This is a genomic window from Streptomyces pristinaespiralis (assembly GCF_001278075.1).
GTDB lineage: Bacteria > Actinomycetota > Actinomycetes > Streptomycetales > Streptomycetaceae > Streptomyces > Streptomyces pristinaespiralis.
Window position 1 is genome coordinate 3950995 of sequence record NZ_CP011340.1, and the last position, 23388, is coordinate 3974382.

At 71.8% G+C, this 23388-nt stretch carries 23 protein-coding genes; 8 read left to right on the forward strand and 15 right to left on the reverse strand.

What is annotated here, in order from left to right:
• The first annotated feature begins 188 nt into the window (after window positions 1-188).
• From SPRI_RS16655 to cseC, 4 genes are read left to right on the forward strand one after another with little or no spacing between them, the layout of a single operon-like run.
• Window positions 189-761, forward strand: a complete 573-nt coding sequence (locus SPRI_RS16655) for a SigE family RNA polymerase sigma factor (protein ID WP_005314100.1) — start codon at window positions 189-191, stop codon at window positions 759-761.
• The gene (locus SPRI_RS16660) at window positions 749-1414 is read left to right on the forward strand and encodes a hypothetical protein (RefSeq protein WP_005314101.1); all 666 of its coding nucleotides are present in this window, start codon (window positions 749-751) and stop codon (window positions 1412-1414) included. Before SPRI_RS16655 ends, SPRI_RS16660 begins: the two co-directional genes overlap by 13 nt.
• Window positions 1415-1434: 20 nt before the next feature.
• A complete protein-coding gene (gene cseB / locus SPRI_RS16665; protein ID WP_005314102.1) occupies window positions 1435-2139 on the forward strand; it encodes a two-component system response regulator CseB in 705 nt (234 codons plus the stop codon).
• Window positions 2140-2190: 51 nt separating this feature from the next.
• A complete protein-coding gene (gene cseC, locus SPRI_RS16670; protein WP_005314103.1) occupies window positions 2191-3567 on the forward strand; it encodes a two-component system sensor histidine kinase CseC in 1377 nt (458 codons plus the stop codon).
• 96 nt (window positions 3568-3663) lie between these two features.
• Here the strand turns inward: cseC and SPRI_RS16675 are convergent, their stop codons facing one another.
• On the reverse strand, window positions 3664-4341 hold the full coding sequence (locus tag SPRI_RS16675) for a M23 family metallopeptidase (protein ID WP_053557055.1): 678 nt from the start codon (window positions 4339-4341) through the stop codon (window positions 3664-3666).
• Between the two features lie 566 nt (window positions 4342-4907).
• Here SPRI_RS16675 and dacB point away from each other — a divergent pair.
• Window positions 4908-6506, forward strand: coding sequence for a D-alanyl-D-alanine carboxypeptidase/D-alanyl-D-alanine endopeptidase (dacB, locus tag SPRI_RS16680; protein WP_037774061.1), 1599 nt, complete (start codon window positions 4908-4910; stop codon window positions 6504-6506).
• Window positions 6507-6638: 132 nt separating this feature from the next.
• On the opposite strand, the gene SPRI_RS16685 is transcribed toward dacB, so the two are convergent.
• Complete coding sequence (locus tag SPRI_RS16685; RefSeq protein ID WP_053557056.1) at window positions 6639-9164, reverse strand: ATP-dependent Clp protease ATP-binding subunit; 2526 nt, start codon at window positions 9162-9164, stop codon at window positions 6639-6641.
• Window positions 9165-9595: 431 nt separating this feature from the next.
• On the opposite strand from SPRI_RS16685, the gene SPRI_RS16690 reads away from it, so the two are divergent.
• Window positions 9596-10162 carry an SCO3374 family protein gene (locus SPRI_RS16690; RefSeq protein WP_053557057.1) on the forward strand — a complete coding sequence of 189 codons (567 nt, stop codon included), beginning with the start codon at window positions 9596-9598 and terminating at the stop codon, window positions 10160-10162.
• Here the strand turns inward: SPRI_RS16690 and SPRI_RS16695 are convergent.
• From SPRI_RS16695 to SPRI_RS16735, 10 genes are all read right to left on the reverse strand, one after another.
• Window positions 10141-10476, reverse strand: a complete 336-nt coding sequence (locus tag SPRI_RS16695; protein WP_005314111.1) for a histone-like nucleoid-structuring protein Lsr2 — start codon at window positions 10474-10476, stop codon at window positions 10141-10143. The two genes, SPRI_RS16690 and SPRI_RS16695, sit on opposite strands and share 22 nt — an antisense overlap.
• Window positions 10477-10621: 145 nt before the next feature.
• Entirely contained in the window at window positions 10622-11149 is a 528-nt protein-coding gene (locus SPRI_RS16700) for an amino-acid N-acetyltransferase (protein ID WP_005314113.1), read from the reverse strand.
• A 9-nt stretch (window positions 11150-11158) separates the two neighbouring features.
• Window positions 11159-11554, reverse strand: a complete 396-nt coding sequence (locus SPRI_RS16705) for a BlaI/MecI/CopY family transcriptional regulator (RefSeq protein ID WP_005314115.1) — start codon at window positions 11552-11554, stop codon at window positions 11159-11161.
• A 115-nt stretch (window positions 11555-11669) separates the two neighbouring features.
• The gene (locus tag SPRI_RS38860) at window positions 11670-11843 is read right to left on the reverse strand and encodes a hypothetical protein (RefSeq protein WP_037774063.1); all 174 of its coding nucleotides are present in this window, start codon (window positions 11841-11843) and stop codon (window positions 11670-11672) included.
• Between the two features lie 14 nt (window positions 11844-11857).
• Entirely contained in the window at window positions 11858-12451 is a 594-nt protein-coding gene (locus SPRI_RS16710) for a hypothetical protein (RefSeq protein ID WP_037774065.1), read from the reverse strand.
• Window positions 12452-13090: 639 nt separating this feature from the next.
• On the reverse strand, window positions 13091-13888 hold the full coding sequence (locus SPRI_RS16715; RefSeq protein ID WP_005314126.1) for a type III pantothenate kinase: 798 nt from the start codon (window positions 13886-13888) through the stop codon (window positions 13091-13093).
• Window positions 13888-14892, reverse strand: coding sequence for a carboxylating nicotinate-nucleotide diphosphorylase (nadC, locus tag SPRI_RS16720; protein ID WP_005314127.1), 1005 nt, complete (start codon window positions 14890-14892; stop codon window positions 13888-13890). Before nadC ends, SPRI_RS16715 begins: the two co-directional genes overlap by 1 nt.
• 2 nt (window positions 14893-14894) lie before the next feature.
• Window positions 14895-16607 carry an L-aspartate oxidase gene (locus SPRI_RS16725; RefSeq protein ID WP_053557058.1) on the reverse strand — a complete coding sequence of 571 codons (1713 nt, stop codon included), beginning with the start codon at window positions 16605-16607 and terminating at the stop codon, window positions 14895-14897.
• A complete protein-coding gene (gene panC, locus SPRI_RS16730; RefSeq protein WP_053557059.1) occupies window positions 16604-17650 on the reverse strand; it encodes a pantoate--beta-alanine ligase in 1047 nt (348 codons plus the stop codon). The genes SPRI_RS16725 and panC overlap by 4 nt, the downstream gene beginning before the upstream one ends.
• On the reverse strand, window positions 17647-18567 hold the full coding sequence (locus SPRI_RS16735; RefSeq protein WP_053557060.1) for a Rossmann-like and DUF2520 domain-containing protein: 921 nt from the start codon (window positions 18565-18567) through the stop codon (window positions 17647-17649). The genes panC and SPRI_RS16735 overlap by 4 nt, the downstream gene beginning before the upstream one ends.
• Window positions 18568-18685: 118 nt before the next feature.
• On the opposite strand from SPRI_RS16735, the gene SPRI_RS16740 reads away from it, so the two are divergent.
• Entirely contained in the window at window positions 18686-19966 is a 1281-nt protein-coding gene (locus SPRI_RS16740; protein WP_238996228.1) for a threonine aldolase family protein, read from the forward strand.
• A gap of 34 nt (window positions 19967-20000) precedes the next feature.
• Here the strand turns inward: SPRI_RS16740 and SPRI_RS16745 are convergent, their stop codons facing one another.
• Window positions 20001-20192, reverse strand: coding sequence for a hypothetical protein (locus tag SPRI_RS16745; RefSeq protein ID WP_037774069.1), 192 nt, complete (start codon window positions 20190-20192; stop codon window positions 20001-20003).
• A gap of 104 nt (window positions 20193-20296) precedes the next feature.
• Between SPRI_RS16745 and SPRI_RS16750 the strand changes: the two genes are divergently transcribed.
• Complete coding sequence (locus SPRI_RS16750; protein ID WP_037776436.1) at window positions 20297-21409, forward strand: DUF5937 family protein; 1113 nt, start codon at window positions 20297-20299, stop codon at window positions 21407-21409.
• A 23-nt stretch (window positions 21410-21432) separates the two neighbouring features.
• Here the strand turns inward: SPRI_RS16750 and SPRI_RS16755 are convergent, their stop codons facing one another.
• Both SPRI_RS16755 and SPRI_RS16760 read right to left on the reverse strand, forming a co-directional pair.
• Window positions 21433-22107, reverse strand: coding sequence for a response regulator (locus SPRI_RS16755; protein WP_005314138.1), 675 nt, complete (start codon window positions 22105-22107; stop codon window positions 21433-21435).
• Window positions 22108-22136: 29 nt separating this feature from the next.
• Window positions 22137-23336, reverse strand: coding sequence for a sensor histidine kinase (locus SPRI_RS16760; protein ID WP_005314140.1), 1200 nt, complete (start codon window positions 23334-23336; stop codon window positions 22137-22139).
• Window positions 23337-23388: the final 52 nt, after the last annotated feature.

Below are 23388 nucleotides of genomic sequence, written 5' to 3' on the forward strand. Positions count from 1 at the left end.
CCGAGCCCTATACCCCGCTCACCCCACACCTGAAACATCCGCTGTTACACAACCGATGGATGGCCGTGCGCCCTCCGACGGCTGCTCCGCACAGTGCCGTGACAACGCTTCCGTAGCTTCTGTGACGCAGGAGAAACACGGGAACGGCAAGCACGCAGAGCTTGGTCACGGGGACGGAGGCGGTTGGAATGGCGCACGGCGAGGTGCTCGAATTCGAGGAGTACGTACGCACACGGCAGGAGGCGCTGCTGCGCAGCGCCCGCCGTCTCGTCCCCGACCCGGTCGACGCACAGGACCTCCTCCAGACCGCGCTCGTGCGCACCTACGGCCGGTGGGACGGAATCGCGGACAAGTCGCTCGCCGACGCGTACCTTCGCCGCGTGATGATCAATACGCGTACCGAGTGGTGGCGGGCCCGCAAGCTCGAGGAGGTCCCCACCGAGCAGCTGCCCGACGCGAGCGTCGAGGACGGCAGCGAGCAGCGCGCGGACCGCGCGCTGCTGATGGACGTGCTCAAGGTGCTGGCGCCGAAGCAGCGCAGCGTCGTGGTGCTGCGGCACTGGGAGCAGATGAGCACCGAGGAGACCGCCGCCGCGCTCGGAATGTCGGCCGGTACGGTGAAGAGCACGCTGCACCGGGCGCTGGCCCGGCTCCGCCAGGAGCTCGAGACGCGGGAGCTGGACGCCCGCACCCTGGAGCGGTACGAGGCGCGGCGTGCCGATCGGCATGACGGACGGGAGCGGGAGCGGTGCGCGGCCTGAGAGGCAAGGGCAGCAGCAGGACCATGGCGGCGAGCGGCACGGCGACGGCCGGGCTCGTCGCCGCGGCGCTGTTCGTGGCCGGCTGTTCCACCGGGGGCACGGGGGTGGAGGACGAGGGCGCGGCGCCGTCGGAGGCAGCGAGCAGGGCCGCTCCGGTGCCGTCCGCCGGTGACGCGGGCCATTTCACGGAGTCGGTGGACGCGGTCAAGCTGCTGATGGCCGACCCGAAGGTCAGTCCCCGGGTCAAGGCGGATCTGCGGCCGTGCGCGAAGGACTCGTACCCGGTCGACACCTCGTACGCGGTACTCACCGGAAATGACACGCCGGACGTCATCGTCAACGTGCTCACCTGCGGTGACGCCGTCGGTATGGGCACGTATGTGTACCGGGAGACCGGAAAGACCTACGAGAACGTCTTCTCCGTCGAGGAGCCCGCGGTCTACGCGGCCGTCGACCGGGGCGACCTGGTGGTGACCAAGCAGGTGTACGCCAAGGACGACCCGGTGGCGGAGCCGTCCGGCGAGGAAGTGAGCACCTACCGCTGGTCGGCGGGCAAGTTCACCCGGGAGTTCTGGGTGCGCAACGAATTCAGCAGGGCGGTCGGCGAGGGCGAGGTGGTCGCCTCGGAGGCGCCCGCGCCGAGCGGCAACTGAGAGAACTGAGAGGGCGCCGGATGGCCGAGACCCATGTCCTGTTCGTCGAGGACGACGATGTCATCCGCGAGGCCACGCAGCTCGCCTTGGAGCGCGACGGCTTCGCGGTCACCGCTGTGCCCGACGGGCTGCTCGGCCTCGAGGCGTTCCGGGCGGACCGGCCCGACATCGCGCTGCTGGACGTGATGGTGCCCGGCCTCGACGGGGTGAGCCTGTGCCGGCGCATCCGCGACGAGTCGACGGTCCCCGTGATCATGCTCTCGGCGCGTGCCGACTCGATCGACGTGGTCCTCGGCCTGGAGGCCGGTGCGGACGACTACGTCACCAAGCCCTTCGACGGCGCCGTGCTCGTGGCCCGTATCCGTGCCGTGCTGCGCCGCTTCGGCCACGCGGGCGGCGCGGCGGGCGACGGCGGCCCCGCGGGACGGCAGGAGCAGGGCGGCGCGCTGACCTTCGGCGACCTCGAGGTCGACACCGACGGCATGGAGGTGCGCAGGGCGGGTGAACCGGTGTCGCTGACGCCGACCGAGATGCGGCTGCTGCTGGAGTTCTCGTCCGCCCCCGGCACCGTGCTCTCGCGCGACAAGCTGCTCGACCGGGTCTGGGACTACGGCTGGGGCGGCGACACCCGGGTCGTGGACGTCCATGTCCAGCGGCTGCGCACCAAGATCGGCCAGGACCGGATCGAGACGGTCCGCGGCTTCGGCTACAAGCTCAAGGGATGAGGCCCGCCGTATGAGGGCCGAAGCACCTTTCGCCGAGGAGAGTCCCACCGCATGAGGCGTCTCGTCCTGCGCACCGGCGTCCGCTGGAAGATCAGCATCGCGATCGCGGCGGTCGGCGCGCTGATCGCCATGGCGCTCAGCCTCGTCGTGCACAACGCGGCCCGGGTCTCCATGCTCGACAACGCCCGCGACGTCCAGATGGACCGGGTCCTGCTCGCGCAGCGCTGGTACGAGACGTCCAAGAACAAGGACCCGCGCTTCAACAGCAAGATCAACGATCCCGCGCTGCCGGACGAGCTCCAGCGGCTGATGCGGGAGAAGCGGCGCGGCTCGTACATCGACGAGGGCCACGACGGCACGCCGGAGATCTGGGCCGCCGTGCCCCTGGCGGGCGGTGACGTGCTCTCGCTGCACACCGAGTTCGCCGGGCGCAGCGCCGTGATCATGCAGGATCTGGACCGGGCACTGATCATCGGTTCCGTCTCCGTCGTGCTGGGCGGTTCCGCGCTCGGCGTCCTGATCGGCGGGCAGCTCTCGCGCCGGCTGCGCAAGGCGGCCGCGGCGGCGGGCCATGTGGCCCAGGGCAATCACGAGGTCCGGGTGCGGGACGCCATCGGCGGCGTCGTGCGCGACGAGACAGACGATCTGGCGCGGGCCGTCGACGCCCTCACCGACGCCCTCAACGAGCGGATCGAGGCGGAGCGCCGGGTCACCGCGGACATCGCGCACGAGCTGCGCACACCGGTCACCGGGCTGCTCACGGCGGCCGAGCTGCTGCCGCCCGGGCGCCCGACCGAGCTCGTGCGGGACCGGGCGCAGGCCATGCGGACGCTGGTGGAGGACGTGCTGGAGGTGGCCAGGCTCGACAGCGCGTCCGAGCGGGCCGAGCTCCAGGAGATCCAGCTCGGCGAATTCGTCGGGCGCAGGGTCGCCGTGTTCCATCCGGAGGCCGAGGTCCGGGTGGTGCACAACTCCTGGGTGAGCACCGACCCCCGGCGTCTCGAGCGCATCCTGGGCAATCTGCTCACCAACGCGGCCAAGTACGGCAAGGGGCCGATCGAGGTCACCGTCGAGGGCCGGGTGGTACGGGTGCGGGACCACGGTCCCGGTTTCCCGGAGTCGGTGCTGCGGGAGGGACCGAGCCGGTTCCGCACAGGGGCCAGCGACCGTGCCGGTACGGGACACGGCCTGGGCCTCACGATCGCGGCCGGTCAGGCACGGGTGCTCGGGGCGCGGCTGACGTTCCGCAACGCCGCGCCGGGGGGTGCGACGCCGCTGGGCGCCTCCGGAGGGGCGATCGCGGTGCTCTGGCTGCCCGAGCACGCGCCGACGAACACCGGGAGCTTCCCGGTGCTGACACCGGCGGAGGACCGGGAGCCGGCACGGCCGAAGAGGCTGAAGCGGCCCCGGCTGAGGCGCCGCGGCTGAGTCCTGCCGGCTCCGGACGCACGAAGGCCCCGCCCGGAGAGGGGCGGGGCCTTGGAGTCACCCGGCGCCGTGCGCCGGGGCCGGCTCAGGAACGCGTCACAGGTTGACGCCGGCGGAGCGCAGGAACGCCATCGGGTTGAGCGCCGAGCCGTAGTTCGGCGTGGTGCGGATCTCGAAGTGCAGGTGCGGGCCGGAGGAGTTACCGGTGTTGCCGGACTTGGCGATGTTCTGGCCGGTCTTCACCTTCGCGCCGACGTTCACGTTGATCTTCGACAGGTGGGCGTACTGGGAGTACTTGCCGTTGTTGTGCTTGATCACGATGGCGTTGCCGTAGGCGGGGCCGTCGCCGCCGCCGTTCGGGCCCGCCTTGACGACGACGCCGGCGCCGGCCGCCTTGACCTGCGTGCCGATCGGCACGGCGAAGTCCTGGCCGGAGTGCTTGGCGGACCACATGGCGCCACCCTGCGCGAAGCTCGCGGTCAGCGTGTACTTGGTGACCGGCTTGACCCACGCCGGGGCCTTCTTGGCGGGCTTCTTCTTGGCGGTCTTCTTGGCGGCCTTCGCCTTCGCGGCGGTCGCCTGTGCGTCGGCCTGGGCGGCGACGGCAGCGGCGGCGTCCACGACGGCCGGCTGGGCCGCCTTGCCCGCGTCGGCGGAGGCGACACCCGCACCGGCTCCGACGACCATCACGGCACCCATTCCGGCGGCCACGACAGCACCACGGGTACGGAGCACGGACGGGCGGAGCTGGTGGATCATGGTGCGCTTCGACATACGGGAGAACCTCCGGGCATGAATGGACCCGACGCATTCGCACCGGGCTGGCTCCACATTGGTAACCCGTGCTCCCAAGTCGCCTCAAACCCCCCAACTACGACATTGCGTCGTAGTGGCATCCACGGAAATACGGCCCTTGACGCCCACTCCTGCCGCACCGCACCGCCCGGAAATGAGCCCTCGTATGCCCGGGACCAACCGGTTCAACCGCACGTCCTGGCCACCGGGCGGCGGGACCGCCCCTCCCGGGCCCGGCCTGCGGGCGAGAGGGCCGGAGGTCCCGGGCCGGCCGGGCACCCCGTGAGGGGCAAAACGGATATTCCGATCACTAATCCACCTAGTAGTACCCAAAACGCCTGTGCGCCTTGTCACGGAGGGGCCCGTTCAGAGGGTCCGGAATCGTGAGCCAGGCCACGCGGAGCAGCCGTCGGAAAGTGCTCCGGACCACACCGGAAAAAGGGGTGGGCGGTGACCGGGGCCACAGAATTCGGCCCCTTTGACCGCCCGGAAGACCCGCCGCGCGTCCTTCCGGGAAGGATCCGCTTCCGGGATCCTCCTGTGCCATGAGTAGACCCGTGGTTCGTATCCGTCACCGCGCGCTGCGCCGCGCATGGATCTGGCCGCTCGCCGCCGGCCTCGCCTGCACGCTCAGCTGGAGCTCACCGGCCGGGGCCGGCCCGTCCGACACAGGGCTGAAGGGGGCCCTCGACAAGGTCCTCGCGGACCCCAGGATGGACGGCGGGGCCGTGAGCGTCGTGGTCGCCGACGCCGCCACCGGCGAGCGCCTCTACCAGCGCGACAGCGGCGACCGTCTGATGCCCGCCTCCAACACCAAGCTCGCCACGTCCGCCGCCGCCATGGCCGTCCTCGGCCCGGACCACCGCTTCAGCACCGACGTACTGACCACCGGCCGTCGCGAGGGCGCCACCCTCGCCGGCGACCTGTATCTGCGCGGCAGCGGCGATCCCACACTGCTCGCGGCCGACTACCGGCGCCTCGCGGCGGACGTCGCGGCGTCCGGCATCAAGCGCGTCACCGGACGCCTCGTCGCCGACGACACCCACTTCGACGACCAGCGCCTCGGCCGGTCCTGGGCGGCCGACGACGAGTCCGCCTACTACTCCGCACAGATCTCGGCGCTCACCCTCGCGCCCGACACCGACTACGACGCCGGCACCGTCGTCGTCGAGGTCGCTCCGGGGGCCCGGCCGGGCGACCGCCCCCGGGTGAAGCTGACGCCGCCCACCGACTACGTGCGCCTCGACGTCAGCGCCACCACCGTCGACCAGGGACGGCCGGACACCCTGGCCGTCTCCCGTGAGCACGGCACGAACACGCTCACGATCAGCGGGGCCGTACCGGTGGGCGCGGCGGCCGCCAAGGAGTGGATCGCGGTCTGGGAACCGACCGGCTACGCGGCCGACGTGTTCGCCGACGCGCTCGCCGAGCACGGCGTACGGATCTCGGGCACCCCCCGCCTGGGCCGCCCGACCCCCGCCGGCGCGCGCCCGCTCGCCACGCACCGCTCCATGCCGCTCCGTGAACTGATGCACCCGTTCATGAAGCTCTCCAACAACATGCACGCGGAAGCGCTCACCAAGGAGATGGGGCACCGGACGTCCGGGCAGGGCACCTGGGACGCGGGCCTCGACGCGATCGGCGCCCAGCTGGAGAAGGAGGGCGTCAGGACCGCGACGCTCCGCCAGGCGGACGGCTCCGGGCTGTCACGGATGAACGCGTTCCCGGCGGCGGAACTGGCGACCCTGCTGCTCTCCGTCCGCGAGGCCCCCTGGTTCGCCGACTGGTACGCGTCCCTGCCGGTGGCTTGCGCCCCCGACCGCGCCGTGGGGGGCACCCTGCGTTCCCGCATGTGCGGCACCCCGGCCGCGCTCAACGCCCGGGGCAAGACCGGCTCGCTGACGGGCGCCTCCGCGCTGTCGGGATACGTCACCGACGCCGCGGGACGCGAGCTCGTCTACAGCGTCGTCCTCAACAACTACCTCGCCTCCTCGGTGAAGAGCATCGAGGACGCGGTCGTCGTCACCCTGGCGTCCTCCGACACCGCGGCGGGCACCGTCGTGCCCGCGTCGCCCCAGCGGGCTCGCACCGCGGAGCCCGAGGCCTCCCTGGAATGTTCCTGGCGCAAGCCCGCCTCCTGCTGAGCCCGCCAGGGCCGTCGGCACAGGGACGGCGCAGGGAGGTCACAGGAAGAGGGCACGGCACGCGAAGGGGGCGGGCCCCGGACCTTGTGGGTCCGGGGCCCGCCCCGTCACGTCAGCCGGCCGGCAGGGCCGTTACGCGTCCTTCGACAGGTTCGGACCGGTGCCACCGGCCGCCTGCTCGATCGGCGGGACGTCGGGCAGAGCCGACTTCTCCTCGCCGCGGAAGGTGAACTTCTTCTCCTCACCCTCGCCCTCGGTGTCCACGACCACGATGTGACCGGGGCGCAGCTCGCCGAAGAGGATCTTCTCCGACAGGATGTCCTCGATCTCGCGCTGGATCGTCCGGCGCAGCGGCCGGGCGCCCAGGACCGGGTCGTAGCCCTTCTTGGCGAGGAGCGACTTGGCCGTGGCGCTGAGCTCGAGGCCCATGTCGCGGTCCTTCAGACGCTCGTCCACCTTGGCGATCATCAGGTCGACGATCTGGATGATGTCTTCCTCGGTCAGCTGGTGGAAGACCACCGTGTCGTCGACACGGTTGAGGAACTCGGGCCGGAAGTGCTGCTTCAGCTCTTCGTTGACCTTGACCTTCATCCGGTCGTAGTTCGACTTGACGTCGCCCTGGGCGGCGAAGCCCAGGTTGAAGCCCTTGGAGATGTCCCGGGTCCCGAGGTTGGTCGTCATGATGATGACCGTGTTCTTGAAGTCCACGACGCGGCCCTGGGAGTCGGTCAGACGACCGTCCTCCAGGATCTGCAGAAGGGAATTGAAGATATCGGGGTGGGCCTTCTCGACCTCGTCGAAGAGGACGACGGAGAACGGCTTCCGGCGCACCTTCTCGGTGAGCTGGCCGCCCTCTTCGTAGCCCACGTATCCGGGGGGCGAACCGAAGAGACGGGAGACCGTGTGCTTCTCGCTGAACTCCGACATGTCGAGGGAGATCAGCGCGTCCTCGTCGCCGAAGAGGAATTCGGCGAGCGTCTTGGAGAGCTCGGTCTTACCGACGCCGGACGGGCCGGCGAAGATGAACGAGCCACCGGGGCGCTTCGGGTCCTTCAGACCGGCTCGCGTACGGCGGATGGCCTGCGAGAGGGCCTTGATGGCGTCCTTCTGCCCGATGACGCGCTTGTGGAGCTCGTCCTCCATGCGCAGCAGACGCGAGGACTCCTCCTCGGTCAGCTTGAAGACCGGGATGCCGGTGGCGGTCGCGAGGACCTCGGCGATCAGCTCGCCGTCGACCTCCGCGACGACGTCCATGTCGCCGGCCTTCCACTCCTTCTCCCGCTTGGCCTTCGCCGCCAGCAGCTGCTTCTCCTTGTCGCGGAGCGAAGCTGCCTTCTCGAAGTCCTGGGAGTCGATCGCGGACTCCTTGTCGCGGCGGACACCGGCGATCTTCTCGTCGAACTCGCGCAGGTCCGGCGGCGCGGTCATCCGGCGGATGCGCATCCGGGAGCCGGCCTCGTCGATCAGGTCGATCGCCTTGTCCGGCAGGAAGCGGTCCGAGATGTACCGGTCGGCCAGGGTGGCGGCCTGGACCAGCGCCTCGTCCGTGATGGAGACCCTGTGGTGGGCCTCGTAACGGTCGCGCAGACCCTTGAGGATCTCGATGGTGTGCGGCAGCGACGGCTCCGCGACCTGGATGGGCTGGAAGCGGCGCTCGAGCGCTGCGTCCTTCTCCAGGTGCTTGCGGTACTCGTCGAGCGTGGTGGCGCCGATGGTCTGCAGCTCGCCTCGCGCCAGCATCGGCTTGAGGATGCTCGCGGCGTCGATCGCGCCCTCGGCGGCGCCCGCACCGACCAGGGTGTGGAGCTCGTCGATGAACAGGATGATGTCGCCGCGGGTGCGGATCTCCTTGAGGACCTTCTTCAGGCGCTCCTCGAAGTCACCGCGGTAGCGGGAGCCGGCGACCAGCGCGCCGAGGTCCAGGGTGTAGAGGTGCTTGTCCTTGAGGGTCTCGGGCACCTCGCCCTTGACGATGGCCTGCGCCAGCCCCTCGACGACCGCCGTCTTGCCGACGCCGGGCTCGCCGATGAGGACCGGGTTGTTCTTGGTGCGGCGGGACAGCACCTGCATGACCCGCTCGATCTCCTTCTCGCGCCCGATGACCGGGTCGAGCTTGGACTCACGAGCGGCCTGGGTGAGGTTCCGGCCGAACTGGTCGAGGACGAGGGAGGTCGAAGGCGTGCCCTCGGCCGGACCGCCTGCCGTGGCGGCCTCCTTGCCCTGGTATCCGGAGAGCAGCTGGATGACCTGCTGCCGCACCCGGTTGAGATCGGCGCCCAGCTTCACGAGGACCTGGGCGGCGACGCCCTCGCCCTCGCGGATCAGGCCGAGCAGGATGTGCTCGGGGCCGATGTAGTTGTGGCCCAGCTGAAGAGCCTCGCGGAGCGACAGCTCCAGGACCTTCTTGGCACGGGGCGTGAAGGGGATGTGACCGGACGGGGCCTGCTGGCCCTGGCCGATGATCTCCTCCACCTGCTGGCGGACCGCCTCGAGCGAAATCCCGAGGCTCTCCAGGGCCTTAGCGGCGACACCCTCACCCTCGTGGATAAGGCCCAGGAGGATGTGCTCGGTGCCGATGTAGTTGTGGTTGAGCATCCGGGCTTCTTCCTGAGCCAGGACGACAACCCGCCGCGCGCGGTCGGTGAACCTCTCGAACATCGTTAATCGCTCCTCAGAGCGGTCAGGCAGTAAGGGGTCGGTCCCCTCCCTGTCCTTCCGCAGCTTAGTCCCGCAAGCGGGGACCGCTCATTCCAACTGCCGACACCCGTCTGTGGCCTCCTGACCCCTGAACGCCGACAACTGCTCCAACCCGATGGTGCGAGACGATGTTCCCGCAGGCCAGGCAGTTACCCCCACCGCCACTACGCCGATGGCGAACGTGAGACTGACCTGCGAGCGTGTCGCCCCTCCCCACTAGGACTGTCTTACCCTCAGCCACCGACAGTCCATGCCGCGTGCACCCCGTCCCTCAGCTACGGGCGAACAACCTTGCGCCGTTCCGCGCGCTTACGCGCCCCCGATCCGGCGACGCTGGGCGATGGACGAGACACGTTGCGTAACCATCGCGGTGGGTGCGGAGTTTGCGGAACATGCCCTTCACCGTGCCGTCCCCCCGCGCCCCCTTCGACGGCGGCGCCGCGCAGTGGTACCGCAGCGAGCTCGGCTGGGCGGCGACGGACGGCCGGCCGGTGCGGCTCACGACGGGGGTGCGGTTCGACGTGCTCGACCTGCCCGCGGACGCCGGAGCGGCGGTGCTTCGCCGGATCGCCCGCACCGGCCCGGTCGCCCTCATGGGCCGGAGGATGCGACTGCTGGTCGCTCCGGGAAGCGCGGAGGAGCTGCCGGGACTGCTCGACTGGCTGGAATGGGGCGGTGTCGATCTCGACATGACGGCCCTCGGCGCGGGCGGAGCGATGACCGCCCCGCCGCCGCCCGGGCGTCCTGGCACCCGTCCGGCCGCCATGTGGCTGCGGCCCCCCGCGCCGGGGCGCGAGGCACAGCTGCCCGCTCTCGCCGGCCTCGGGGGCAGTGGGGATGCCCCCGATCTCGTACGGCTGGTGGAGACGGCGGCCACCGAGTGCCACCGCGCCCGGCTGACGCGTACGGCGCGTGCGAATACGCGACGGGCGACGAGTCAGCCGTTGGCCTTCTCGTAAGCCTCGCGAACCGTCGCGGGGACACGGCCGCGGTCGTTGACCTCGAAGCCGTTCGCCTTCGCCCAGGCACGAATCTCGGCGGTGTCCTTGTTGCCGCCGGTCGTCGCGCGACCCTTGCCGCGGCCGGTCGCCGCACGGCCACCGGTACGCCGGCCGTTCTTCGTGTACGGCTCGAGCAGACCCCGGAGCTTGTCCGCATTGGCGGTGGTGAGGTCGATCTCGTAGGTCTTGCCGTCCAGTGCGAACGTCACCGTCTCGTCCGCCTCGCCGCCGTCGAGGTCGTCGACAAGAAGGACCTGAACCTTCTGTGCCACCGGGATTTCCTTTCATCGAAAATGCAGTACGCGGAAAGGAAACCGCTTTTCCCTGGAAAACACAAACCCTTGACAGAGGTTCAGAACCGCGAGAACACGGGAAACGTGCGCGATTCGGACATAGGGATCCGGGCTCTTGTGGCGATCACAGGTGCAGAAGCATCCGGCTGTTGCCCAAGGTGTTCGGCTTCACTCGTTCGAGACCGAGGAACTCGGCGACACCCTCGTCATAGGAACGCAGGAGCTCGGCGTAGACATCGGTGTCGACGGGCGTCTGAGTCTCCCCGATCTCGACGAAGCCGTGCTTACCGAAGAAGTCGACTTCGAAGGTGAGGCAGAAAACTCTGCGCACTCCCAGCCTGCGCGCGGTGGCCACCAGCTTCTCGAGAACCTGGTGTCCGATGCCGTGACCCTTGAAGGCCGGGTCGACGGCGAGAGTGCGCACTTCCGCGAGGTCCTCCCACATGACGTGCAGGGCGCCGCAGCCGACCACCAGGCCGTCCTCGTCGCGTTCGGCGACCCAGAACTCCTGGATGGCTTCGTAAAGGGTCACCGTCGCTTTGTCGAGCAGGATGCCTTCACCGACGTAGGGGTCCACGAGGCGGCGCACGTCCGGCACATCGCCGGTCCTCGCCCGCCGGACGGTGAAGGCATTTGCTGCGGCATAAGGCATGGACCGACGCTATCGCTCCGCGGCTCCGGGGTCCTCGGCGGCCTCGTTGCCCTGAACGAGACGCACTGCCGCTTGCAGCGACTCGCGCTGCTCGGGGGACATCATGCCGAAGAAGGCGACAAGTGCCGCCGCGGGGTTGTCGCTCTTGGACCAGGCTTCGTTCATCAGTGCGGCCGCGTAGGCGGCGCGGGTGGAGACCGCTCTATATCGATAGGCCCGGCCCTCGACTTCCCGGCGGACCCAGCCCTTCTGATGGAGATTGTCCATTACCGTCATGACGGTGGTGTAGGCGATGGACCGTTCCTTCTGGAGGTCTTCCAGGACTTCCCTGACCGTCACCGGCCGGTTCCATTGCCAGATCCGTGTCATGACGGCGTCTTCGAGCTCTCCCAATTGACGGGGCACACCACCACCATAGTGGGAGATCCCGGATCAACCGCCCTTCGACGTGACAAAAAGGACGCACGGTGGGAATTCCACCGTGCGTCCTCGTGTACGTCCTCTGCCGTCGGGACGGCCCTCAGTTGTCGCTTCCTGCCTGGGGACCGGACTCCGCCCGGGCCAGCGCCGCGTCCACGGCGGCGTCCTCCTTGGTCTTGTTCGGACCGCCCTGGCTCTTGACGATCGTCACGACCAGGCCGATGAAGAACACGGCCATCACCACGGGAGGCACAAGCGCGGAAACGTAGTCCATGCCGTCCAGGGTAACTAGCCGACGGCCCACTGCTCCGGCGGGGGGACGGGCTTACGGCGCGGCGGGAACACCTCGGAGGGCTTGGGCACGGGGCGTTCGTCCGGCGCGGGCGGCTTCGGCTGCGGTTGTGGCTGTGGTTGCGGTTTGGGCTTCGGCGCGTCGGCGGCGCGGCCGCCGGGGAGCGCGAGGAGACGGGCGCGCCGGGGCGCCTGGGCGGGCGCAGGGACGTGGACGACGCGGCCGGCGAGCCGCTCGCGCACCGACTGCTCCGCCAGGCCCTGACAGCGCCGCAGCACGGCCGCGGCGGCCGGATTGCCGCGTAGGGCGCGCAGGGCCGCCAGATCGTCCGGACGGGGGTCGTAACCGGCGGCGAGGGCGTCCTGGAGGCGCTCCAGGTAGCTGGTGGCCGTGCCGGGCAGGGCGTCGCGGTAGCGGGCGAGGTCGGCGACGAGGAACGCACGCAGCCGGCCTGCCTCGCGGACCGCCTCGTCGACGGAGTCGGCCAGGCGCAGACATTCCCGGACGTCGTCGTCGGCCAAGGGGACGGGGTGAAGGGCGACGGCGAGGGCGCGTCGGAGCACACGCAGCTCGTCCGCACCGAACGCCATGCCGCCACGGGATCCGTATGGCGTGGGCATGCCCCGGACCATACGTGCTAAATGGACAAAATCCTCTTAACGCCCAAATATGGGCGCGCCGCGGCGGGTGATGCCGACCCCGGCTCCGGTCCGGGTTCGAGCAGACGCCCGCCCCGGCCGACGCCGGCCGCATCCACGTCCGGCACGACCAGGCGCTGGGCTTCCCGCGCGGGGCGGCCCGGCCGCCGACACCCGGGTCGGCCCGGCTTCCGACGGGGTGCAGCGCTTCGGGGCCGGCTGTGCAGGGCCCCGGCCCCGCCCAGCCGGGTCTTCGCAACGCCGACGCGCAGGCTTGCCCGGCGGCAGGCTTGCGCGGGCGGCAGCGCTCCGGCCCCGCCCGGCAAGGTCATCCAGCGCCAGCAGGCAAGGCTTGCCTGCCGGCGGGCAGGGCTCCGGCCCCGCCCGGCAAGGGCTTCCAGCGCCGGCGGGCAGGCTTGCCCGAGCGGCAGCGCTTCGGGCCCGCCCAACCGGGGCTTCCGGCCTCCGTGGCCCCGACGGGCAGGCCTCCGGCCCCGACACGGCAGCACCGACCAGCAGGACTTCCCGCCACCCGCGGGCAGGGCTTCCCGGCGCCCCGGCCGGGGCGCCGGGAAGCCGGCGCCCCTGGGGTCACATGCGGGAGACGTTGCGTTCGTAGACCAGGCGGAGCCCGATCAGGGTCAGCCACGGCTCGTGCTCGTCGATCGCCGTCGCCTCGCCGAGGACCATCGGGGCCAGACCGCCCGTCGCGATCACCGTCACGTCGTCCGGGTCCTCCGCCAGTTCGCGCTTCATGCGCTGGACGACGCCGTCCACCTGGCCCGCGAAGCCGTAGACGATGCCGGACTGCATGGCCTCCACGGTGTTCTTGCCGATCACGCTCCGCGGGCGGGCCAGCTCGATCTTGCGCAGCTGCGCGCCCTTCACGCCGAGCGCCTCGACGGAGATCTCGATGCCGGGGGCGATCACGCCGCCGGTGTACTCGCCCCGCGCGCTGACCGCGTCGAACGTCGTCGCCGTGCCGAAGTCGACGACGATCGCCGGGCCGCCGTAGAGGTCCACGGCGGCGACCGCGTTGATGATGCGGTCCGCGCCGACCTCCTTCGGGTTGTCCATCAGGATCGGCACGCCGGTCTTGATGCCGGGCTCCACCAGGACCGCCGGGACGTCGCCGTAGTAGCGGCGCGTCACCTCACGGAGCTCGTGCAGCACGGAGGGGACCGTGGAGCAGATCGCGATGCCCTCGATGCCGTCGCCGAGTTCGTCGCCGAGCAGCGGGTGCATGCCCATCAGGCCCTGCAGCAGGACGGCGAGCTCGTCGGCGGTGCGCCGTGAGTCGGTGGAGATGCGCCAGTGCTCGACGATCTCCTCGCCGTCGAACAGGCCCAGGACGGTGTGGGTGTTGCCGACGTCGATGGTGAGCAGCATCAGCTCTCGACCTCGCGGAGGTCGAGGCCGATGTCGAGGATCGGCGAGGAGTGCGTGAGAGCGCCCACCGCGAGGTAGTCGACGCCCGTCTCGGCGTACGCGCGGGCGTTGTCGAGCGAGAGCCGGCCGGAGGACTCCAGGACCGCGCGGCCCGCGACGAGCGTGACGGCCTCCGCCGTCTCCGCCGGGCCGAAGTTGTCGAGCAGGATCAGGTCGGCGCCCGCGTCCAGGACCTCGCGGACCTGGTCGAGGGTGTCCACCTCGACCTCGATCGGCAGGTCGGGGAAGCGGTCCCGCACGGCCTTGAAGGCCGCCGCGACGCCACCGGCCGCCACCACGTGGTTGTCCTTGACCAGCGCGGCGTCGGACAGCGACATACGGTGGTTGACGCCGCCGCCGCAGCGCACCGCGTACTTCTCCAGGGCCCGCAGGCCGGCCGTGGTCTTGCGGGTGTCGCGGACCTTCGCCCCGGTGCCCTCGAGGGCATCCGCCCAGGCGCGGGTGGCCGTGGCGATGCCGGAGAGCCGGCACAGGATGTTGAGCGCGCTGCGCTCGCCGGTCAGCAGGTCACGGGTGCCGGCGGTGACGGAGAGGAGCTTCTGGCCCGCCTCGACGCGGTCGCCGTCCTCGACGTGCCGTTCCACCTCGAACTCGGTGGTGCAGACGATCGACAGGATCGCCTCCGCGACCCGCAGACCGGCGACCGTGCCCGCCTCACGGGCGGTGAAGTCGCCGGTGGCGACGGCGTCCTGGGGGACGGTCGCGACGCTCGTCACGTCGACGCCGCCGTCCAGGTCCTCCTCGATGGCCAGGTGCGCGATGTCCTCAACCTGGACGGGGTCGAGCCCGGCCTCGGCGAGGAGCGTGGCGAGCGCCGGGTCCAGACCGCACTCGTACACCTCGTCGGCGCAGCCGCAGTCGTCCCCGCAGCCGCCGCCGGCCGGGGCGCCGATCTGGATCAGCGGTACGTCCACGGGGCTCGGGCGTTCATCGGGCGTGCTCACGGTTACGGCTCCCTGGGTGCGTCGGGGACGGACAAGGTATCGGTGGACGGGAAGGCGGTCCCGTCGGTGTGCCGGACGACGAGCCGGCGGTCCGGCGCGAGCCGTACGACGAGATGGCGGCGCCACTCGGCGTCGTCGCGCTCGGGACGGTCCTCGCGCCAGTGGCAGCCGCGGGTCTCCTCGCGCTCCAGGGCCGCCGCGGTCAGCACGCGGGCGACGCACAGGAGGTTCGAGGTCTCCCACGACTCGACGCCCGGCTCCGCGGTCTTTCCGGAACCTTCACGCTCCTGCACGGCGGTCACATGGACCGACTCCAGCGCGGCGGCAGCCGCGGCGAGCGACGCCGCCGAGCGCAGCACGCCCGCGCCGTGGGACATGATCCGCTGGATCTCCGCGCGCTCCTCAGGGGCGATGAGCGGCAGCAGGGACGGCTCACGGGGCGCGGCGGGCGGGACGGCCGGCCAGGGCCGCCTGGCGGCGATGTCGGCGGCGATGCGCTCCGCGAAGACCAGCCCTTCGAGCAGCGAGTTGGACGCGAGCCGGTTGGCGCCGTGGACGCCGGTGCAGGCGACCTCGCCGCAGGCGTACAGACCGGGGACGGTGGTGCGGCCCTGAAGGTCGGTGCGTACGCCGCCGGACGCGTAGTGGGCGGCCGGGGCGACCGGGATCGGCTCGGTCACCGGGTCGAAGCCGTGGGACCGGCAGGCGGCGAGGATCGTGGGGAAGCGCTGCTCCCACATCTCGGCGCCGAAGTGGCGGGCGTCCAGGAGCATGTGGTCGGCGCCCTGCTCCTGCATGCGGCGCATGATGCCCTTGGCGACGATGTCGCGCGGGGCGAGCTCGGCCAGTTCGTGCTGTCCGACCATGAAGCGGACGCCGTCCGCGTCGACCAGGTGGGCGCCCTCGCCGCGTACCGCCTCCGAGACCAGCGGCTGCTGGCCCTCGCTGTCGCGGCCGAGGAACAGCACCGTCGGGTGGAACTGCACGAACTCGATGTCCGAGACCTCCGCGCCGGCGCGCAGCGCGAGCGCCACGCCGTCGCCGGTGGAGACGGCGGGGTTGGTCGTCGCGGAGAAGACCTGGCCCATGCCGCCGGTGGCGAGCACGACCGTGGGGGCGTGGACCGCGCCCACGCCGTCGTGCTGGCCCTCGCCCATGACGTGCAGCGTGATGCCCGCCGTCCGGCCGTCCGCGTCGGTGAGCAGGTCGAGCACCAGGGCGTTCTCGATGGTCCGCAGCCCCTGGTCGCGGACCGCGTCGACCAGGGCGCGGGAGATCTCGGCGCCGGTCGCGTCGCCGCCGGCGTGGGCAATACGGCGCCGGTGGTGGCCGCCCTCACGGGTCAGCTCGATCTCGCCGGACGCCGGGTCGGTGTCGAAGTGCGCGCCGGTGGCGATCAGCCGCCGCACCGCGTCGGGCCCCTCGGTGACGAGGGCCCGTACCGCCGTCTCGTCGCACAGGCCGGCGCCCGCGACGAGGGTGTCCTCGAGGTGCTGTTCCGGCGTGTCGCCGTCGCCGAGCGCCGCGGCGATGCCGCCCTGCGCCCAGCGGGTGGACCCGTCGTCGAGACGGGCCTTGGTGACGACGACCGTGTCCAGGCCGGCCGCGGCGCAGCGCAGTGCCGCCGTGAGCCCGGCGACACCCGAGCCGACCACGACGACGTCCGCGTCGATGGCCCAGCCCGGGGCGGGGGCGGTAAGCCGTATTCCGGTCACGTGGCGGCTCCGTCGGTCAGGGCGGTCCCGGGATGCGCGGTCCCGAAGTCCAGGGGGATGTTGTCGATGAGGCGGGTCGAGCCGACCTTGGCCGCGACGGCGAGGACCGCCTCGCCCCTGTGGTCGTCGGGCACCTCCTCGAAGGTCGCCGGGTCGACCAGGGCCACGTAGTCCAGCACCAGCGGCGGTTTCGCCTTCGCCGCCTCGTCCAGGACGGTACGGGCCGCTGCCCTGACGGCGTCGGCGCCGATGGGCGGCCACGCCTGGGCCACCGCGTGCGCGTCCGCCGCCGCGCGGGCCTCGCCGAGTTTGGAGAGCGCGGCGGCCCGTGCGGGCGCGGCCGGCACCACTTCGGCCCTGGCGTGCAGGGCCTGTTGGGCGGCGAGCCGGTCCGCCGCCGCGAACAGGGCGCGGGACAGGGCGAGGGCGGTCCGTCGCTCGCCCGCGGACAGGTAGCGGTTGCGGCTGGACAGCGCGAGGCCGTCGTCCTCGCGGACGGTGGGCACGCCGACGATCTCGACCGGGAAGTTGAGGTCGCGCACCATCCGGCGGATCAGGGCCAGCTGCTGGGCGTCCTTCTGCCCGAACAACGCCACGTCGGGGCCGGTGAGATGCAGCAGCTTGGCCACGACGGTGAGCATGCCGTCGAAGTGGCCGGGGCGGGTCCGGCCCTCGAGCCGCTCCCCCATGGGGCCGGCCGTGATGCGGACCTGCGGCTGCCCGCCCGGGTAGACCTCGTCGACGGACGGGGCGAACACCACGTCCGCGCCCGCCTCCTCGGCCGTCCGGAGGTCGGCGTCGAGGGTGCGCGGGTAGCGGTCGAGGTCCTCGCCCGCGCCGAACTGGAGGGGGTTGACGAAGACGGTGACGATGACGAAGCCCTTGGGGCCGACGCGCTCCCTCGCCGTCCGGATCAGGGACGCGTGTCCCCGGTGGAGGGCGCCCATGGTCATCACGACGGCCGTGCGGCCGGGGACGGCATGGTGCTCCACCACGTACCGCAGGTCCTCCCTGGTCGGTACGAGTTCGAAGGCGCGGCTCATCGCAGGTCCCCCTCGGCCAGCACGCCCAGCAGGTCTTCCGCGAGCTCCGGCTTGAGCATGCCGTGCGCGAGGGCGCGGTCGGCGGTGGTGCGGGCCATCGCCAGATAGCCGGCGACGGCGGCGGGAGCGTGCTTGCGCAGCTCCTCGACGTGCGCGGCGACGGTACCGGCGTCGCCTCTGGCGACCGGCCCGGTCAGGGCGGCGTCACCGGAACGCAGGGCGTTGTCCAGGGCGGCGCCGAGGAGCGGGCCGAGCATCCGGTCGGGGGCGCCGACGCCCGCGGTGCGCAGCAGCTCCATCGACTGGGCCACGAGCGTCACGAGGTGGTTCGCACCGAGCGCGAGGGCCGCGTGGTAGAGCGGGCGGTTCTGCTCCTCGATCCACTCGGGCTCGCCGCCCATCTCGATGACCAGCGCCTCCGCGGCCAGCCGCAGCTCCTCGGGCGCGGTCACGCCGAACGAGCAGCCGGCCAGCCGCTGGACGTCGACCGGCGTGCCGGTGAAGGTCATCGCGGGGTGCAGGGCCAACGGCAGCGCGCCGGCCCGCAGGGCGGGCTCGAGCACCTTGGTGCCGTACCGGCCGGAGGTGTGCACGAGCAGCTGCCCCGGCCGTACGGCGCCGGTCTCGACGAGGCCCTCCACCAGACCGGGGAGCGCGTCGTCGGGGACGGTCAGCAGCACCAGCTCCGCGCGGGCCAGCACGTCCGCGGGCGGCACCAGCGGCACGTCGGGGAGCATGGCGGCGGCCCGTCGGACGGAGGCGTCGGAGACTCCCGACGCGGCGACCGGCCGGTGACCGGCGAGCTGCAGGGACGCGGCGAGCGCGGGCCCTACCCGGCCGGCTCCGACCACGCCGACGGTCAGTCGGGCGGGGCGGTCCCGCGGGTCGAGCGGTTCCTGTGGTGCTGTGGCATTCACGCGGCGGTGCCTTCCGTTCCAGTCCGCACGGGTACCGGACGATTTCTCGACCACGATGCTACGCCAGCGTTTCGGGCACCCCCGCAGTTGTCCACAGGCTGTGGGCGATGATCGGACCGTGACGGACACGAACGGAACGAACGAGTACGGCAAGCAGGCGGAGCCGGACGACCGGGACCACCGGACCGGGCGGGACGACCCGGACGGGCAGCGGGGGCCGGACGGGCCGGGTGAGACGGACCGGCCGGACGAGCAGCAGGAGCGGCGGCGCCGCCTCGCCGCGTGGCGCGCCTCGGACCGCGTGCTGTCGCGTGGCTCCGCCGACCGGCGGATCGGGGAGCGCCTGGCGGCGCTCGCCGAGGCCGCCGGCGAGGTGCACGACCTGGACGACTGGACCGACGTCTACGGGAACGGGGTCGTGGCGGAGCTGGAGCGGCGTACGGCCTCGCTGCTCGGTTTCCCGGCCGCGGCGTTCTTCCCGACGGGCACGATGGCGCAGCAGGTGGCGCTGCGCTGCTGGGCGACGCGCACCGGTGACGCGACGGTCGCGCTGCATCCCCAGGCGCATCCGGAGGTGCACGAACGCTCCGCCTTCTCCGTGGTGAGCGGTCTGCGCACGGTCCACCCGACGACGGAGCCCCGGCTGCCGACGGCCGACGAGGTGCGCGAGTGCGACGAGCCCTTCGGCGCGCTGATGCTCGAACTGCCGCTGCGGGACGCGGGCTTCGTGCTGCCCACCTGGGACGAGCTGGTGGCCGTGGTGGAGGCGGCGCGGGAACGTGATGCGGTGGTGCACTTCGACGGCGCGCGTCTGTGGGAGTGCGCCCCGCACTTCGGCCGCCCGCTGGACGAGATCGCGTCCCTGGCGGACAGCGTGTACGTGTCGTTCTACAAGTCCCTGGACGGCATGTCGGGGGCGGTGCTCGCCGGGCCGGAGCCGCTGATCGAAGAGGCGCGGGCCTGGCGGCACCGGTACGGGGGCCAGCTGTTCCAGCAGTACCCGGCCGCGTTGTCGGCACTGCTCGGCCTCGAACGGGAGCTGCCCCGGCTGCCGTCGTACGTGGCCCACGCGAAGGTCGTCGCCGCGGCGCTCACGGACGCGCTGCGCGGGCCGGCCGTCCCCTGGTCGCGGATCCATCCGCCCGTGCCGCACACGCACCAGTTCCAGGTCTGGCTGCCGTACGGCAAGGACGCGCTGAACGAGGCGGCGCTGCGTCAGTCGGAGGAGACGGGCGTGACGCTCTTCCGCCGCTGGTTCTCCGACGGCTGCCCGCCGGGCGTCTCTGTCACCGAGGTGACGGTCGCGTCGGAGGGCCTCGAGTGGACGCCGCAGGACGTGGCGGAGGCGGTCTCGCAATTCCTCCGCCGCCTCCCACCGCCCGCACCCGCCTGCGCGTGACGGGCCGTCCGGCGCACGAGGCCCGCGGACATCGTCAGCACGAGGCCCGGCCGGCGCCGGCCGCCGGGTCGCCGGTCCGGCGGCCCGCGAATACCGCGAGCACGCGGCGGTGGACGGGTGCCTCGCGGAGCACCCGAAGGTCGTGGTCGCCGGGGCGGGGCGGCGGGGCGGTGTCGGTCCGTGCGGCCACGTACAGGTCGAGCATGTGCTGCTGGATCGCGTTCATGGCTTCACGCTGCTCCCGCCGTCCGGCGCGCGTCGCGTCGATTGACGAGCCACGTCAAACGTGGGGGCGCCCGCCCCGCGAGCCCGCACCATGGAGTCGTGAGCGTGACCATCGACATCACGGGGCTGGCCCCCGAGCGCATCGTCTTCGACATCTCCCCCCTCGCCGAGCTGGGCGTGGCCCTCCACGCGCTCTCCGAGCCCGGGCACCACCCCGGGCTGCACGGCTGGGCCACGGCGACCGCCGCCGGGCTCAAGCCGGACCTCGCCGACCGGCTGCACGAGGCCGACTTCCTGTGGCGTTCGACGTTCTCGGACATCTTCATGCCCTTCGCCGGGCTGCCTGCGGACCCGGGCCGCATCGGCGCGAGCCTCAAGGAGGAGCTGGACCTGCTCGACCGGCTCGACGACGAGCGGTTCGTGTCGTCGGCGCTCGAGTTCACCTGCGCCAGCACGTATTCGACCGGCGCCCCGTCCCCGCTCGTCGACGCCGCACGGCGCGCGCACGCGCTCGATCTGGCGGCCAACCGCGGACCCCGCCAACTGGACTTCACCCGGCGGCTGCTGGCCGACCCGGCGTCCGTACGCGCATGGCTGCGACGGCTCTTCGAAGACTGCGAGGACGCCTTCTTCGCGGACACCTGGGGACGCGTCTCGACCCAGCTCGCCGCCGACGCCCGCCACAAGACCGAGCTGATGCGCCGCAAGGGCCTCGGGGAGGCGCTGCGCGCCGTCTCCCCCGCGCTGTCGCTCGACGAGGGCGGCACCGTGATCAGTGCCGACAAGCTCGCGGACGGGCGGACCACCGCCACCGACCCGGCGTTCGGCGCCGGGCTCACCCTGCTGCCGTCCAGTTTCGGCTGGCCCCATCTGATGGTGGTGCACGCACCGGGCTGGCAGCCGGTGATCCAGTACCCGATCGGGGCGCCCGAGCTGCCGGGCGCCGCCTCCGTGGAACTGCTGAAGCTGCGCATGGACGCCCTCGCCCACCCGATGCGGATGCGGCTGTCCCGCAACCTGGGCCGGGCCGCGTACACGACCAGCGAGCTCGCGGACTCCCTCGGCATCAGCGCGCCGGAGGTCTCCCGCCACCTGGCCGTGCTGAAGAAGGCCAAGCTCGTCTCGACCCGCAGGCGTGGCCGTTACGTGCTCCACCAGCTGGACGTCACGGCCGTGGCCCGGCTCGGGAGCGACTTCCTCGAGACGGTGCTGCGCTGACCGCGGTGCCGGCGGCGGGCCGGTCAGCCGGCCCCGCCGCCGGCCCGGACCAGTCCGGTCTCGTAGGCCAGCACCACCACCTGGACGCGGTCACGGAGGCCGAGCTTGGTCAGGATGCGGCCGACGTGTGTCTTGACGGTGGCCTCCGAGAGCACCAGGCGGCCGGCGATCTCCCCGTTGGACAGGCCCTGGGCGACGAGCATCATCACTTCGCGCTCCCGCTCCGTCAGCCGGGCCAGCTCCTTCTGCCGCGGTTCCGGGCCGGCGCTCGGCAGCATCGGCGAGAAACGGTCCAGCAGCCGCCGCGTGGTGGACGGCGCCACGACCGCGTCACCGCTGTGCACGGAGCGGATGGCGCCGAGCAGTTCGCCGGGCGGCACGTCCTTGAGCATGAAGCCGCTGGCGCCGGCCTTCAGACCAGAGAAGGCGTACTCGTCGAGGTCGAAGGTGGTGAGGATCAGCACCTTGGGGGCGTTCGGCTCCGCGCAGATGCGCCGCGTCGCCTCCACCCCGTCGAGCCTCGGCATGCGGACGTCCATCAGCACGACGTCGACCGCGGTCGACCGCAGGTTCTCGATCGCCTCCGCGCCGTCCCCGGCCTCCGCGACGACCTCCATGTCCGGCTGGGCGGCGAGCACCATGCGGAAGCCGGTGCGCAGGAGCACCTGGTCGTCGACGAGCATCACGCGGATGGACATGTGGGTTCCGTCCCTCGGTTCTGTGGGCACTAGTGGGCGGGCTTGAGCGGCAACAGCGCGCTGATACGGAAGCCTCCGCCGGGCCGGGGCCCGGCGTCCAGCGTGCCGCCGACCATGCCGACGCGCTCCCGCATACCGATGAGGCCGTGGCCGCGGCCGTCCGCGCCCCCGTCCTCGTACAGCTCGTGCGAGGCGCCGCGGCCGTCGTCCTCGACGAGGAGTCCGAGCCCGTCGTCGAAGTAGACGAGCCGCACGCTGGCGCCCGCGTCCGGGCCGCCGTGCTTACGGGTGTTGGTGAGTGCTTCCTGCACGATCCGGTAGGCGGTGAGCTCGACACCGCTGGGGAGCGGCCGCGGCGTCCCCTCGACCTTGAAGTCCACGGTCAGGCCCGCCCGGCGGACGTGCTCGACCAGTTCCTCGATCTGCTGCACATCGGGCTGGGGGACGTACTCGCCGCTCTCCGGCCCGTCGCCGGTGCGCAGCACGCCGAGCAGCCGGCGCATCTCCGCGAGCGCCTGGCGGCCGGTGCTCGAGATGGTCTCGAGGGCCTGCTTGGCCTGGTCGGGGGCGGCGTCCAGCACATAGGCGGCGCCGTCGGCCTGCACGACCATCACGGACACGTTGTGGGCGACGACGTCGTGGAGCTCACGGGCGATCCTGGCGCGCTCGGCCGCCACCGCGACCTTGGCCTGCGCCTCGCGTTCCTTCTCCAGGCGGGTGGCGCGCTCCTCGAGCTGGTCGAAATAAGCGCGCCGGGTGCGTATGGAGTCGCCGAGGACCCAGGCCAGGACGAACGGCAGGCTCATGACGATGGTGATGAAGATCCGCTCGGAGACCGCGGACGCCTCCTCCGGCCACCGGATCTGCGCCAGCGACGCCGCTGACAGACCGCCGACCAGTGCCAGCCGCGATGCCCACCGGGGGGCGCCGGCCGCCGCGACGGTGTAGATGATGACCAGCATCGCGAAGTCCGCCGGATTGACGCCCACGTCGAACACGAGCTGCGCGACACCCGCCAGTGCGGTGACGACCAGCATCTGTTCGGGCATCCGCCGGCGCAGCGCCACGACCAGGCTCAGTGCCGTGACGATCACGAGGGCCGCGACGGTGCGGCCGGTGCCGTCCGGCTCCTCGGCCACCCACAGCATGGCGAATCCGAAGAGCGCGACGGCCCAGAAGGTGTCGACGCCCGTCGGGTGTCTGCGGATGAAGTCATAGAGGCGCTGCACGTAACCCAGAGTAGGGAAGACAGATAGGTGCAGGGGTCAACCGGAGGGGCGA